Source organism: Oceanibacterium hippocampi, assembly GCF_900172325.1.
Taxonomy (GTDB): Bacteria; Pseudomonadota; Alphaproteobacteria; order Sneathiellales; family Sneathiellaceae; genus Oceanibacterium; species Oceanibacterium hippocampi.
Genome location: NZ_FWFR01000003.1, coordinates 396,424 through 409,703, shown reverse-complemented (window position 1 = coordinate 409,703; position 13,280 = coordinate 396,424). Strand labels below are relative to the sequence as shown.

The 13,280-nt window shown below is 66.3% G+C and carries 11 protein-coding genes; 9 read left to right on the top strand and 2 right to left on the bottom strand.

All coding sequences use genetic code 11. The features are described 5' to 3' along the window. Positions 1-16 precede the first annotated feature (16 nt). From OCH7691_RS17230 to ppdK, 4 genes are all read left to right on the top strand, one after another. Positions 17-277 carry a hypothetical protein gene (locus tag OCH7691_RS17230; RefSeq protein ID WP_085884822.1) on the top strand — a complete coding sequence of 87 codons (261 nt, stop codon included), beginning with the start codon at positions 17-19 and terminating at the stop codon, positions 275-277. 124 nt (positions 278-401) lie between these two features. Further along, a complete protein-coding gene (locus OCH7691_RS17225) occupies positions 402-1,286 on the top strand; it encodes a glycine--tRNA ligase subunit alpha (protein ID WP_085884821.1) in 885 nt (294 codons plus the stop codon). A gap of 1 nt (position 1,287) precedes the next feature. Then, the gene (gene glyS, locus OCH7691_RS17220) at positions 1,288-3,342 is read left to right on the top strand and encodes a glycine--tRNA ligase subunit beta (protein WP_085884820.1); all 2,055 of its coding nucleotides are present in this window, start codon (positions 1,288-1,290) and stop codon (positions 3,340-3,342) included. A 30-nt stretch (positions 3,343-3,372) separates the two neighbouring features. After that, complete coding sequence (gene ppdK, locus OCH7691_RS17215; RefSeq protein WP_085884819.1) at positions 3,373-6,051, top strand: pyruvate, phosphate dikinase; 2,679 nt, start codon at positions 3,373-3,375, stop codon at positions 6,049-6,051. A gap of 55 nt (positions 6,052-6,106) precedes the next feature. On the opposite strand, the gene apbC is transcribed toward ppdK, so the two are convergent. Then, a complete protein-coding gene (gene apbC / locus OCH7691_RS17210; RefSeq protein WP_085884818.1) occupies positions 6,107-7,267 on the bottom strand; it encodes an iron-sulfur cluster carrier protein ApbC in 1,161 nt (386 codons plus the stop codon). 134 nt (positions 7,268-7,401) lie between these two features. Between apbC and hflK the strand changes: the two genes are divergently transcribed. From hflK to OCH7691_RS17190, 4 genes are all read left to right on the top strand, one after another. Then, entirely contained in the window at positions 7,402-8,502 is a 1,101-nt protein-coding gene (gene hflK / locus OCH7691_RS17205; protein ID WP_085884817.1) for an FtsH protease activity modulator HflK, read from the top strand. Next, positions 8,502-9,419, top strand: coding sequence for a protease modulator HflC (gene hflC, locus OCH7691_RS17200; RefSeq protein ID WP_085884816.1), 918 nt, complete (start codon positions 8,502-8,504; stop codon positions 9,417-9,419). Before hflK ends, hflC begins: the two co-directional genes overlap by 1 nt. 31 nt (positions 9,420-9,450) lie before the next feature. After that, positions 9,451-9,636: a DUF2065 domain-containing protein gene (locus OCH7691_RS17195; protein ID WP_085884815.1), complete on the top strand. Its 186-nt coding sequence runs from the start codon at positions 9,451-9,453 to the stop codon at positions 9,634-9,636. A 165-nt stretch (positions 9,637-9,801) separates the two neighbouring features. Then, positions 9,802-11,307, top strand: coding sequence for a DegQ family serine endoprotease (locus OCH7691_RS17190; RefSeq protein WP_217808111.1), 1,506 nt, complete (start codon positions 9,802-9,804; stop codon positions 11,305-11,307). A 40-nt stretch (positions 11,308-11,347) separates the two neighbouring features. On the opposite strand, the gene serB is transcribed toward OCH7691_RS17190, so the two are convergent. Beyond that, positions 11,348-12,253, bottom strand: a complete 906-nt coding sequence (gene serB, locus OCH7691_RS17185) for a phosphoserine phosphatase SerB (RefSeq protein WP_085884814.1) — start codon at positions 12,251-12,253, stop codon at positions 11,348-11,350. Here serB and miaA point away from each other — a divergent pair. Further along, a complete protein-coding gene (miaA, locus tag OCH7691_RS17180; RefSeq protein WP_085884813.1) occupies positions 12,252-13,235 on the top strand; it encodes a tRNA (adenosine(37)-N6)-dimethylallyltransferase MiaA in 984 nt (327 codons plus the stop codon). The two genes, serB and miaA, sit on opposite strands and share 2 nt — an antisense overlap. The last annotated feature ends 45 nt before the right edge of the window (positions 13,236-13,280 follow it).

The following is a 13,280-nucleotide window of genomic DNA, read 5'->3' as shown; positions in this document are numbered from 1 at the left end:
CACCTAGAAGAAAGCCATGTTCGGCTTTTCCTTCCTGAAGCTGCTGGTCCTCGCCGCCGTCGTCGCGGGCGTCTGGTACGGCTTCAAATATCTCTCGCGCGATACCGCCAAGGTCGGCCGCAAGGCCGAGGAAGCGCCCGCCAAGGCGCCCAAGGGACGCCGCGCGCCGGCCGACCCGTCGGTCGAGGAAATGCAGAAATGCGCGCGCTGCGGTACTTACGTGACCGGCGACGCGCGCGATTGCGGGCGAGCCGGCTGCCCGTATCCACCGGCCTGAACGCAACGGTCCGGGCCTATTGCGGGGCGGCGAAAGTCGGTACCGCCGGCTTGCTTGACCGGGCCAGATGCTGTGGCTAAGTTGCGCCGCACACAAAATTCAGTTCCTTTTCGGATTCCGGCACATGTCGTCACGGCCAAGAGGGTCGTCCTTTCAGGATCTTATCCTGACGCTTCAGCATTTCTGGGCCGACCAGGGCTGCGTGATCCTGCAGCCCTACGACATGGAAGTGGGCGCCGGGACCTTTCACCCTGCGACGACGCTCCGGGCGCTCGGCCCCGAACCCTGGAACGCAGCCTACGCGCAGCCTTCCCGGCGGCCGACGGACGGCCGCTACGGCGAGAATCCGAACCGGCTTCAACGCTATTACCAGTTCCAGGTCATCCTGAAGCCGTCGCCAGACAATATTCAGGCGCTATACCTGCAAAGCCTCGACGCCCTCGGGATCGACCCGAAGCGTCATGACATCCGTTTCGTCGAGGACGACTGGGAAAGCCCGACGCTCGGCGCTTGGGGGCTTGGCTGGGAAGTCTGGTGTGACGGCATGGAAGTCAGCCAGTTCACCTATTTCCAGCAGGTCGGCGGCTTCGATTGCCACCCGGTATCCGGCGAACTGACCTACGGGCTCGAGCGCCTGGCGATGTATATCCAGGGTGTCGACAGCATCTTCGATCTGGACTGGAACGGCGCGGGGGCTCGCTACGGCGATGTCTACCTGCAATCCGAGCAGGAATTCTCGGCCTTCAATTTCGAGCATTCGGACCCGGCGATCCTGTTTCGCCACTTCGAGGACGCGGAAAGCCAGTGCGCGCTTCTGCTGGAGAAGGGACTGGCCCTGCCGGCCTATGACCAGTGCCTGAAGGCCAGCCATACCTTCAATCTGCTCGATGCGCGCGGCGTCATCAGCGTCACCGAACGGGCCGCCTATATCGGCCGGGTCCGGGCGCTCGCCAAGGGTTGCTGCGAGGCCTGGCTTCGCGGCCGCGGCCACCTGCCGGCGGAGTCCTGAGATGGCCGAACTGCTGCTGGAGCTGTTCTCCGAGGAAATTCCCGCGCGCATGCAGGCGCGCGCTGCCGACGATCTGGCGCGCCTGGTCCGCGAGCGGCTGACCCGCGCCTCGCTCGACTGTGCTGATATCCGCGCCTTCGCGACGCCGCGCCGGCTGACCATCGTCGCCGATGGTATACCGGCGGCCCAGCCCGACCTCCGGGAAGAGCGCCGGGGGCCGCGTGTCGGTGCGCCGGACAAGGCCATCGACGGCTTTCTGCGCGGGGCAGGGCTCTCCCGTGACCAGCTGACCCAGGTGGAGACGCCAAAGGGCGCCTTCCATGTGGCGATCATCGAAAGCAAGGGGCGGCCGACGCGCGAGGTGCTTGCGGACCTGCTGCCCGAGGCGATCGCCGCCCTGCCATGGCCGAAATCGATGCGCTGGGGCGCCGGCGAGATCCGCTGGGTGCGACCGCTGCATTCGATCCTCTGCCTCTTCGACGGCGCCGTCGTGCCGTTCTCGTTCGGTCATCTGGCAAGTGGCGCGGAGACCCGCGGGCATCGTTTCATGGCGCCCGAACCGTTTGCCGTCCGCGACTTCGATGACTATCGGGCGAAGCTCGAAGCCGGCCATGTGGTCCTCGACCCGGCCGAACGTCGGCGGCGAATCGCCACCGGCGTCGCCGCACTGGCCGCCGCCGAAGGCCTGAAGCCGATCGTCGACGACGGGTTGCTGGATGAGGTTGTCGGGCTTGCCGAATGGCCGGTGCCGCTGCTCGGCCGGATCGACGGGGCCTTCCTGGAGCTGCCGCCCGAGGTGCTGACCACTTCGATGCGGAGCCATCAGAAATATTTCGCGCTCGAAAGCGCCGACGGCACGCTGGCGCCGCGCTTCGCGGTGATCGCGAACCTGGTCGCCGACGACGGCGGCAAGGCGATCACCGGCGGGAACGAGAGGGTGCTCCGGGCGCGGCTATCGGATGCGGATTTCTTCTGGCAGAAGGATCGCCGCCAGCCGCTCGTCCACCGCGTGCCGCAGCTGGCACAGGTCGTCTTCCATGCCCGCCTCGGCACGGTCGAGGACAAGATCACCCGCCTGCAGGCGCTGGCCGGCGAGATCGCGCCCGCGATCGGCGCCGATGCCGACCTCGCGGCCCGGGCTGCCTACCTGGCCAAGGCGGATCTCGTGACCGGCATGGTCGGCGAGTTCCCCGAACTGCAGGGTGTCATGGGCCGTTATTACGCCCGTCACGATGGCGAGGACGATGCGGTCGCCGAGGCGATCGCGGAACATTACGCGCCGCAGGGGCCGTCCGATCGCTGCCCGTCCGCGCCGGTCTCCGTCGCCGTCGCCCTGGCCGACAAGATCGACACGCTGGTCGGGTTCTACGCGATCGGCGAGACGCCGACCGGTTCCAAGGATCCTTTCGCCCTGCGCCGCGCGGCACTCGGCGTGATCCGCCTGATCATCGAGAACGACGTGCGCCTGCCGCTCGGCCGGCTGTTCGATTCGGCGGCGCAACTGCACGGCAAGGCCGACGCGTTCTCGGCCGGGACGCTGCTGGATTTCTTCGCCGACCGCCTGAAGGTGCATCTGCGCGACGAGGGCATTCGCCACGACGTGATCGCTGCCGCCTTCGCGCTCGCCGACGACGACCTGACGCGGTTCCTGCGCCGTGTCCGGGCATTGCAGGGTTTTCTCGACAGCGACAGCGGCGCCAACCTGTTGATCGCCTTCCGGCGCGCCGCGCGCATCGTCGAGATCGAGACGAAGAAGGACGGTCTCGTCTACTCGGCCGAAGCGCTTGACGAATCGCTGTTCGCGCTCGACCAGGAACGCGAACTGCTGGCCCGGATCGGGACCGTTCGCGAGGCGACAGAGGCGGCGATGCGGGCGGAGGACTTCGAGACGGCCTTTGCCGCCTTCTCGGAATTGCGCATTCCGGTCGATGCCTTTTTCGAAAAGGTAACGGTCAATGCTGAAGATGCGTCGATCCGGGCCAACCGCCTCCGGCTCCTGGCGCGGATTGTCGACAGTTTTGCCCAGTTCGGTGATTTCTCGATGATCGAGGGATAGCCCGATTCTCTACGCGGAGACAGGAAGACGATGAGCAAGTGGGTGTACGGCTTCGGTGACGGCGCCGCCGACGGGTCGGCTGAACTGCGCGATCTGCTCGGCGGCAAGGGCGCGAATCTGGCCGAGATGTGCAATCTCGGCCTTCCGGTCCCGCCCGGCTTCACGCTCACGACCGAAGTCTGCACGGCCTACTACGACAACGACCGGCGTTACCCGGAGGGCCTGGAGGCCGAGGTCGACGCCGCACTCGCCCGCGTGGAATCGATCGTCGGCATGCGCTTCGGCGATGCGGAATCACCGCTCCTGGTCTCGGTCCGCTCCGGCGCCCGCGCCTCGATGCCCGGCATGATGGATACCGTGCTCAATCTCGGCCTGAACGACGTGACGGTCGAAGGGCTGGCCAAGCGCTCCGGCGATCGCCGCTTCGCCTACGACAGCTATCGCCGCTTCATCCAGATGTATTCGGATGTCGTGCTGGGTGTCGGCCACCACCATTTCGAGGACCTGCTGGAACAGCACAAGGAAACCCAGGGGATCGTTCTCGATACCGACATGACCGCGGACGACTGGGTCGAACTGGTCGCCGCCTTCAAGGCACGTGTCGCCGAGGCGCTCGGCGAGCCCTTCCCGCAGGACCCCCGGGCCCAGCTCTGGGGTGCGATCGGCGCGGTCTTCGGCTCCTGGATGAACCAGCGCGCGGTGACCTATCGCCGGCTGCACGACATCCCGGCCGCCTGGGGCACGGCGGTCAATGTCCAGGCCATGGTGTTCGGCAACATGGGCGACGATTCGGCGACCGGCGTTGCCTTCACGCGCGACCCCTCGACCGGCGAGAAGCTCTTCTTCGGCGAGTTCCTGATCAATGCCCAGGGCGAGGACGTCGTTGCCGGCATCCGCACGCCGCAGCATCTGACGAAGCGTTCGCGGGAGGCGGGCGGCGACGACCAGCCGTCGATGGAAGAGGCGATGCCCGCGGCATTCGCCGAGCTGGTCGCGGTCTACAAGCGTCTCGAGGCGCACTACCGCGACATGCAGGACATCGAATTCACCGTCCAGCAGGGCAAGCTCTGGATGCTGCAGACGCGGAACGGCAAGCGGACCGCGAAGGCGGCGCTCCGGATCGCCGTCGACATGGTCGGCGAAGGGCTGATCGACGAGGCCGACGCGGTCCGCAGGATCGATCCGGCATCGCTCGACCAGCTGCTCCATCCGACCCTCGATCCGACATTCGAGCGCGATGTGCTGACCCGCGGCCTGCCGGCCAGCCCGGGCGCCGCTTCGGGGATCGTGGTGTTCGATTCCGACGAGGCCGAGCGGCGCGCCGCGGCCGGCGACGACGTCATCCTGGTCCGTATCGAGACGAGCCCGGAAGATATCCACGGCATGCACGCGGCGCGTGGCATCCTGACCAGCCGGGGCGGCATGACCAGCCACGCGGCGGTGGTTGCGCGCGGCATGGGCCGGCCCTGCGTTTCGGGCGCCGGCTCGATCCGTATCGACTATTCGAAGCAGGTCATGCTCATCCTCGGCGAGGAGATCGCCGCCGGCGACGTGATCACCATCGACGGTTCCAAGGGCGAAGTGATGCGCGGCCGGGTTCCGACCGTGCAGCCGGAGCTGTCCGGCGATTTCGGCAACCTGATGGGCTGGGCCGACAAGTTCCGCCGGCTCAAGGTCCGGGCGAACGCGGAAACGCCCCTTGATGCCGAGACCGCCCGCAAATTCGGGGCCGAGGGCATCGGGCTTTGCCGGACCGAGCACATGTTCTTCGATCCGGAGCGGATCATGGCCGTGCGCCAGATGATCCTCGCCCACGACAGTGCCGAACGGAAGCCGGCGCTCGACAAGCTGCTCCCGGTCCAGCGCGGCGACTTCGTGAGCCTGTTCGAGGTCATGGCCGGTCTGCCGGTGACGATCCGCCTGCTCGATCCGCCGCTGCACGAATTCCTGCCCCGGGAAGCCGAGGAGATCGCCGAGATCGCGGCCTCGCTTGGCGTGTCCGAGGACGCGGTGCGCCAGCGCGCCGCGGAGCTTGCCGAGTTCAACCCGATGCTCGGTCATCGCGGCTGCCGGCTCGGGATCTCGTTCCCCGATATCTACGAGATGCAGGCACGGGCGATCTTCGAGGCGGCGATCGAGGTCGGCCGCAAGCTCGGCCATACGGTCGAACCGGAAGTGATGATCCCGCTGATCGCGACCAAGCGCGAGCTCGATATCCTGAAGGGCAAGATCGTCGCCGTTGCCGATGCGGTCGAACGCGAGATGGGCGAGCGCCCGCACTTCCTGGTTGGTACGATGATCGAGTTGCCGCGGGCCGCGCTTCGCGCCGGCGAGATCGCCGAGACGGCGGAGTTCTTCTCCTTCGGCACGAACGACCTGACGCAGACGACATACGGCATCAGCCGTGACGACGCGGCGAGTTTCCTGAATGCCTACGTGGAGCAGGGGATCTTCGCGAACGACCCGTTCGTCAGCCTGGACCAGGACGGCGTCGGGGAACTTGTCGCGATCGGTGTCGAGCGCGGGCGCAAGACCCGGCCGGGGCTCAAGGTCGGGATCTGCGGCGAGCATGGCGGCGATCCGGCCAGCGTCGCCTTCTGCGAGAAGAATGGCCTCGATTACGTCTCGTGTTCGCCCTACCGGGTGCCGATCGCCCGTCTCGCCGCCGCGCAGGCGGCGCTGAGCGGCAAGACGGCGGCCCGCGACTGATCGGGCCGGCGCGGTCCTTACCGGGACCGCGCCTGACCATCGACGCTCCTGGACCCTACTGGATGACGATGCGCGGTCCGGCCGCTTCTGCGCTGCCGAGCCGCTCGTCGATCTTGGTCGCGACCTTCGCCGCGATTGCCAGGTAGCATTGCGCGTGCGCGCTGTCCGGCTGGCTGGCGACAATCGGTGTGCCGTCGTCGGAGGTCTCGCGGATCGCCATGTGCAGCGGCACCTCGCCGAGAAAGTCGGTGCCGAGTTGGGCCGCCGTCTGCCGGGCGCCGCCATGGCCGAAGATGTCGGACCGCTCGCCGCAACTGGGGCAGAGGAAATAACTCATGTTCTCGATGATGCCGAAGACCGGCACGTCGACCTTGCGGAACATGTTGAGGCCCTTGCGGGCGTCGAGGAGGGCAATGTCCTGCGGCGTCGAGACGATCACCGCGCCGGTCAGCGGAACCCGCTGGGCGAGCGTGAGCTGAGCGTCCCCGGTGCCCGGCGGCAGATCGATGACGAGGACGTCGAGGGTGCCCCAGTTGACGTCGTTGAGCATCTGCTGGATGGCGCTCATCACCATCGGTCCGCGCCAGATCATCGGCGTGTCCTCGGCGACCAGGAAACCCATCGACATGCAGACGATGCCCCAGTTCCGCATCGGTTCCAGCGTCTTGCCGTCGTCGGTGCTCGGCCGCCCGGTGATCCCCAGCATGCGTGGCACGGACGGACCGTAGATATCGGCGTCGAGCAGGCCGACACGGCGGCCCTGCGCCTTCAGGGCCATCGCCAGGTTGACCGCCGTCGTGGACTTGCCGACGCCACCCTTGCCGGAGGCGACGGCGATGATCGAGGTGATGCCTGGAATGCCGGCCTTGGCCTGCTGGCGCTGCTGCCCGGCCGGGGCGTGGCCGTGATCGTGACCGTGGCGATGCCCGTTGTCGTGATTGTGATCATGCGCGGCGGCGGCGCCGGCGCGCTCCGCCGTCAGCACTGCCGTCACCGAGGTGACGCCCGGCAGCTTGTAGACGATATCGGCGCAGGCCTTGCGCAGGCTTTCCTTGCGTTCGCCGTCCGCCGGATCGATCTCGACCGCGAAACCGACGTTGCCATCCTTGATGACGAGCCCGGAAATCATCCCGGCGCTGACGACGTCGGTACCCTTGTCGGGGTCGGTGATGGTCTTGAGCGCTCCGAGGACGTCAGCCTGACTTAAAGCCGTCATGCTTGAAAACTCCGTCTAATACCCAATTTCAGAAGGGCGCCGGGCCGCCCGCGTTGCGCGTCGGCGTGGCTTGTCATATAACGCGCCACAATTGGAAGGGCAAACCGTGCCGCATAAACGTGACGGGGTAAGACATGCCGTGGAGTAATAACAACGGCGGTGGCTGGCAAGGCGGTGGCGGTGGACGCTCCCCTTGGGGGCAGGGTTCATCGGGTGGCGGACAGCAGCCGCCTGACCTGGAGGAACTCCTGCGACGCAGCCAGGACCGCTTCAAGGGCATGTTGCCAGGCGGTGCCTGGGGCGGCCGAGGTATATTCCTGCTGATTCTCGTCGTTGTCCTGGTCTGGCTCGGTAGCGGTTTCTACCGCGTGCAGCCGGACGAGCAGGGGGTCGTTCTTCGCTTCGGGAAATGGACCAACACCACCCAGCCGGGCCTGAATTATCATTTGCCCTATCCGGTTGAATCGGTCGAGACCCCGAAGGTTACCCGGCTGAACCGGATCGCCATCGGCTTCACCGGCAGCGATTTCGACCGCGGTCAGAATGTCCGCGATGTGCCCGCCGAGAGCCTGATGATCACCGGCGACGAGAATATCGTCGACATCGATTTCAACGTTCTCTGGGTCATCAAGGACGCGGGCGAGTTCCTGTTCAACATCGATCGTCCCGAGCATACCGTGAAGGCGGTCGCCGAGAGCGTGATGCGCGAAGTGATCGGGCGTACGCCGATCCAGGCCGCGCTGACCGAAGGCCGCGCCTCGATCGAGGCGGAAGTCCAGACGCTGATGCAGCAGGCTCTAGACGAGTACAAGTCCGGTGTCCTGATCACCCAGGTGAAGTTGCAGAAGGTCGATCCGCCGGGTGCAGTCATCGAATCGTTCCGTGACGTCCAGCGTGCCCGCGCCGACCGCGAGCGCATGCAGAACGAGGCCGAGGCCTATCGCAACGACCAGATCCCGCGCGCCCGAGGCGAGGCGGAAAAGATCGAGCAGGGCGCCGAGGCCTATCGCCAGCAAGTGGTTTCGCTGGCCACGGGTGAGGCGGCGCGCTTCACCTCGATCTACAACGAGTACAAGAAGGCGCCGGGTGTCACCGCGCGGCGCATCTACCTGGAGACCATGGAAGAAGTGCTGGCTGGCACCAACAAGATCATCATCGACAGCAAGAGCGGCGGCCAGGGTGTTCTGCCCTATCTCCCCCTGCCTGAATTGAAGAGCAAGGGAGGATCCAACTGATGCAACGCACCCTGTTGGTCATTGTTGCCGGTCTCGTCGTACTCTTCGGCGTCATCCTGTCCAGCACCGTGTTCACGGTGCATCAGGCGGAGCAGGCACTCGTCCTGCAATTCGGCGAACCGATCCGCGTGATCAAGGAACCGGGTATCCAGCTAAAGATCCCGCTGATCCAGGACATCCAGAGGATGGAGAAGCGCATCCTCGCCTATGATGCGCCGCAGCAGGAGATCATCGCCTCCGACCAGAAACGGCTCGTCGTCGATGCCTTCGCACGATACCGCATCGTCGACCCGCTGGAATTCTACAAGAGCGTCGGCAATCTCTCGGTCGCGGTCCAGCGGCTCGACAACTTCATGGACTCGAGTGTTCGGGAAGTGCTCGGTCGGCAGGATCTCCAGACCATCGTGTCCGGCCACCGCGCCGAGCTGATGAAGGAAATCCAGACCCGCGTGAACGATTCCGCGAAGTCGCTTGGTCTCGATATCGTCGACGTGCGGATCAAGCACGCCGATCTGCCGCAGGCCAACAGCGAGGCGATCTTCCGTCGCATGCAGACCGAGCGTGATAGGGAAGCGAAGGAAATCCGGGCCCGCGGTGACGAGCTGGCCCAGCGCATCCGCGCCGACGCCGACCGCCAGGTCACGGTGCTGCTTGCCGAGGCCAACCGGAAGTCGGAAATCCTGCGTGGTGAGGGCGACGCCGAGAAGAACCGCATCTTCGCCGAGGCTTTCGGCGCCGATCCGGACTTCTTCGCCTTCTATCGCGCCATGCTGGCCTACCGGAAGGCGATCAACAACGACGACACCACGCTGGTGATGTCGCCGGATTCGGAGTTCTTCCGCTATTTCGAAAGCATCGGGGTCCGCGACATCGGCAACCCGGCGCGGCTCACCGACACCGTGAAGCCGGCGGAATGAGGACGATGGTCATGCCGGGGGAAACTCCGGCATGACTGATTTTGCGGTTGCCCTGGCCCTGGTGCTGGTGATCGAAGGCGCGCTTTACGCATTGTTCCCGGTGCAGATGAAGCGGATGATGCAGACCGTGCTCGCCTTGTCGGAACAGACGCTGAGGCGGGCCGGCCTCGTTTCCGCCGTGGTCGGCGTGGCCGTTGTCTGGTTGTTGCGCCGCTGAGACGGGTCGGCCGCCGGCCGGCTACGCGGCAGAAAGTGCGGGTGGCACATTTGTGCCATATTTGGGAGTAATTACCGGGGTCAGTATTGACGTCGTTGCCGAACAGGCAGTGTCGTCCGCAGTGAATTCATCGTCTCGACGACGAGAAGCAACGGGAGACTTGAGGTGCGACAAACCCTATTGAAGCCGGCATCCACCCAGACCCGGGCAAGGCACATAGGTCGCGATGGCGTCATCCATCTTCTCGGCGCCGTGGCCCTCGTCGCCGCCCTGTTGTTCTCGATGGGGGCGCAGGCCCGGTCGGCGCCGGACAGCTTCGCCGATCTGGCGGAAAAACTGTTGCCGGCGGTGGTCAACATCTCGACCACCCAGCAGATCGCCGGTCAGACCCAGGGGGAAGCGCCCCGGCTGCCGCCCGGCACGCCGTTCGAGGACCTGTTCCGGGATTTCTTCGATCGCCAGCAACGCAACGGCAATCGTCCGCACAAGGTCACTTCGCTCGGCTCCGGCTTCATCATCGACAAGAGCGGCGTGGTCATTACCAACAACCATGTCATCGAGGAGGCGGACGAGATCACCGTCTTCATGGGGAATGGTGACAAGTATCCGGCCGTCCTCGTCGGCCGCGACCCGAAGACCGACATCGCGGTGCTGCGGATCGAACCGGGCACCGACCTGCCGACCGTCAGCTTCGGCGATTCCGATGCCTCCCGCGTCGGCGACTGGGTGATGGCGATCGGCAATCCCTTCGGTCTCGGCGGGACCGTGACGGCCGGCATCATATCCGCGCAGGGCCGCGATATCCGCCAGGGCCCCTACGACAATTTCATCCAGACCGATGCCTCGATCAACCGTGGCAACTCGGGCGGTCCGCTGTTCAACATGGACGGCGAGGTCATCGGCATCAACACGGCGATCTTTTCGCAGACCGGCGGCAGCGTGGGCATCGGCTTCGCCGTACCCTCCAGCATCGCGCGGACGGTCATCGACCAGATCCTGACTTTCGGCCGCACCAAGCGCGGTTGGCTCGGCGTACGCATCCAGCGCATGACCGAGGAGCTCGCCGACGGGTTCGGCCTCGGTCATGCCGAGGGTGCGCTGGTCTCCGGCGTCACCGACGGCGGCCCGGCGGCCGACGCCGATATCCGGGCCGGCGACGTCATTCTCTCGTTTGACGGCAAGCCGGTGCGCGAGATGCGGGAGCTTCCGTTGCTCGTCGCCGAAACCCCGGTCGGCAAGGTCGTCGATGTCGAGATCTGGCGCCAGGGCAAGAAGCTGACCGTCGGGGTCAAGCTCGGTGAACTGGAAGAGGCCGAGCAATCGGCGGCACTCAGTCCGGGTGGCCCGGCCGCCGATAACGGCGAGCGGAAGATCGACAAGCTCGGCTTCAGGATCGCGCCGCTCGACGACGAGATGCGGCAGCGCTTCAACGTGGCGGAAGACGCGAACGGCGTTGTCATCGTCGATGTCGATCCGAATTCGGAAGCGGCCGAGAAGGGCGTGCGTCCCGGCGACATCATCGTCGAGGTGCAGCAGGAACCCGTCTCGACGACCAAGGGCGTGACCGACCGGCTGAGCGAGATCGAGAAGGAGAAGCGGAAGAACGTCCTGCTGCTCCTGCAGAATGGCGGCGAGCTTCGCTTCATTGCGATCGGCATCGGCGAGGGGTGATGCGGCGGCGCGACCGGCATCCGGTGCCGGCGCGCCGTTCCTATCCGTTGACGATCTCGGTGTGACGATAGCCCTGGAAGAAAAGCGGGGTCGCAAGATCGCCATGGTCGACGCGTGCCTCCGCCGCCGCGGCCGTTTTCGGCTTGGCGTGGAAGGCGATGCCGAGGCCGGCGGCCTGCAGCATCGGGATATCGTTCGCGCCATCGCCGATCGCGAGGCTCTCGGTCGCGGCAATCCCGCGGGTCGCCTCGATGCGACGGAGCGCCACGAGCTTGCCGTCGGCACCCAGAATGGGCTCCTCGACCTCGCCGCTCAGCCGCCCGTCGGTGATGCCGAGCCGGTTTGCCTGGTCCCAGTCGAAACCGACCATTTCGCGCACCCGGCTGGTGAAGAAGGTGAAGCCGCCGGAAACCAGCGCCGTGTAGGCGCCGTTCGCGCGCATCGTCGCCACCAGCGATCGGGCGCCCGGCGTCAGCCTGATCCGATCCTCGAAGCATTTCAGGAGGACGTCGGTCGTCAGCCCGCCGAGCATGGCGACCCGCGCACGAAGCGCGCCGGCGAAATCCAGCTCGCCCCGCATCGCGCGTTCGGTGATTTCCGCCACCTCGGCCTTCCGGCCGGCGAAGTCGGCCAGTTCGTCGATGCATTCGACGGTAATGATGGTGGAATCCATGTCGGCCACGAGTAGCCGTTTGCGGCGCCCGGCGGCTGCCTGGAGAAGCCAGTCGATCGGCCGCGCGGCAAGCGCCTGCGCCAACGCGTTCCGGGCCGCGGCGGTATTCTCTGGTTCGAGTTCCAGCGGAATGTCCACGGCCTTTCGCGGGGCGAGCACGATCGCCGGTCCGGTATCGCCACCGGCCCCGCGAAGGGTTTCGCCAGCGTGCTCGATATCGGTCTCGGACAGGGTTTCGCCGGTGCCGGCGACGAGGGTCAGGACGTAACGCATGGCGCGACTTTTAGGAGCAGACGAGGCGCACGGCAAGTGCGTCGGGCATGCCGTTCTCATTGCCGGTCCGACCGCCAGCGGGAAGTCCGCGCTGGCACTCGACATTGCCCGCGAATTCGACGGTGTGGTGATCAACGCCGATTCCATGCAGGTCTATCGCGAGCTTCGCGTCGTGACGGCGCGGCCAAGCGCGGCGGAGGAGGCGGCGGCCCCGCACCGCCTCTACGGCGTCGCCGCCGCCGCCGAGGCGCTTTCTGCTCCGCGCTGGCGGGACATGGCCGCGGCGGAAATTGCCGCCGCCTGGGCGGCCGGCCGGTTGCCGGTCGTGGTCGGCGGTACCGGGCTCTATCTCCGCACCCTGACCGAGGGGATCGCACCGATTCCCGATGTACCGTTGGCGTTGCGCGACCGGATCGCGGCGCGTCGGGAGGCGATCGGCGCGGCCGCCTTTCATGCCGAACTGGCGCGGATCGATCCGGCCGTGGCCGGCCGCGTCGAGCCCGGCGACAGCCAGCGCGCGATCCGCGCCATGGCGGTCCATGCCGCCACCGGGACGCCGCTCAGCGAATGGCATCGCCTGCCGGCAACCGGGCCGATCCTGCGGGACGTCGAGGCCAAGCTGGTCCTCGCGCCACCCCGGGACGCACTCTATGCGCGGATCGACAGGCGTTTCGAGACGATGCTGGACAGGGGCGCCCTGGCCGAGGTCGAGGCCCTGATGGCCCTGGATCTCGATCCGGCCCTGCCGGCATGCAAGGCGCTCGGGGTCCCCGAACTGACCCGGTATCTGCGCGGCGAATGGGATCTCGAGACCGCGGTCGGGGCGGCACAGCAGGCGAGCCGGCGCTATGCCAAGCGCCAGTCGACCTGGTTCAGAAACCAGATGGCCGGCGCGCATCGGCTCGATGCGCAATATTCGGAAAGCTTGAGTGGCGAAATCTTTTCATTTATTCGTCGGATCTTGTTGACCGTGCCCACTTGACGGTCTACCGTGCGCGCTCCGAAAATTGAGTTGTCAATCGATCTC

Excerpts from the sequence above, each read along its gene's own strand:
- OCH7691_RS17230 (WP_085884822.1), top strand. The coding sequence starts at position 17 with ATGTTCGGCTTTTCCTTCCTGAAGCTGCTGGTCCTCGCCGCCGTCGTC.
- OCH7691_RS17225 (WP_085884821.1), top strand. The coding sequence starts at position 402 with ATGTCGTCACGGCCAAGAGGGTCGTCCTTTCAGGATCTTATCCTGACG.
- glyS (WP_085884820.1), top strand. The coding sequence starts at position 1,288 with ATGGCCGAACTGCTGCTGGAGCTGTTCTCCGAGGAAATTCCCGCGCGC.
- ppdK (WP_085884819.1), top strand. The coding sequence starts at position 3,373 with ATGAGCAAGTGGGTGTACGGCTTCGGTGACGGCGCCGCCGACGGGTCG.
- apbC (WP_085884818.1), bottom strand. The coding sequence starts at position 7,267 with ATGACGGCTTTAAGTCAGGCTGACGTCCTCGGAGCGCTCAAGACCATC.
- hflK (WP_085884817.1), top strand. The coding sequence starts at position 7,402 with ATGCCGTGGAGTAATAACAACGGCGGTGGCTGGCAAGGCGGTGGCGGT.
- hflC (WP_085884816.1), top strand. The coding sequence starts at position 8,502 with ATGCAACGCACCCTGTTGGTCATTGTTGCCGGTCTCGTCGTACTCTTC.
- OCH7691_RS17195 (WP_085884815.1), top strand. The coding sequence starts at position 9,451 with ATGACTGATTTTGCGGTTGCCCTGGCCCTGGTGCTGGTGATCGAAGGC.
- miaA (WP_085884813.1), top strand. The coding sequence starts at position 12,252 with ATGGCGCGACTTTTAGGAGCAGACGAGGCGCACGGCAAGTGCGTCGGG.
- serB (WP_085884814.1), bottom strand. The coding sequence starts at position 12,253 with ATGCGTTACGTCCTGACCCTCGTCGCCGGCACCGGCGAAACCCTGTCC.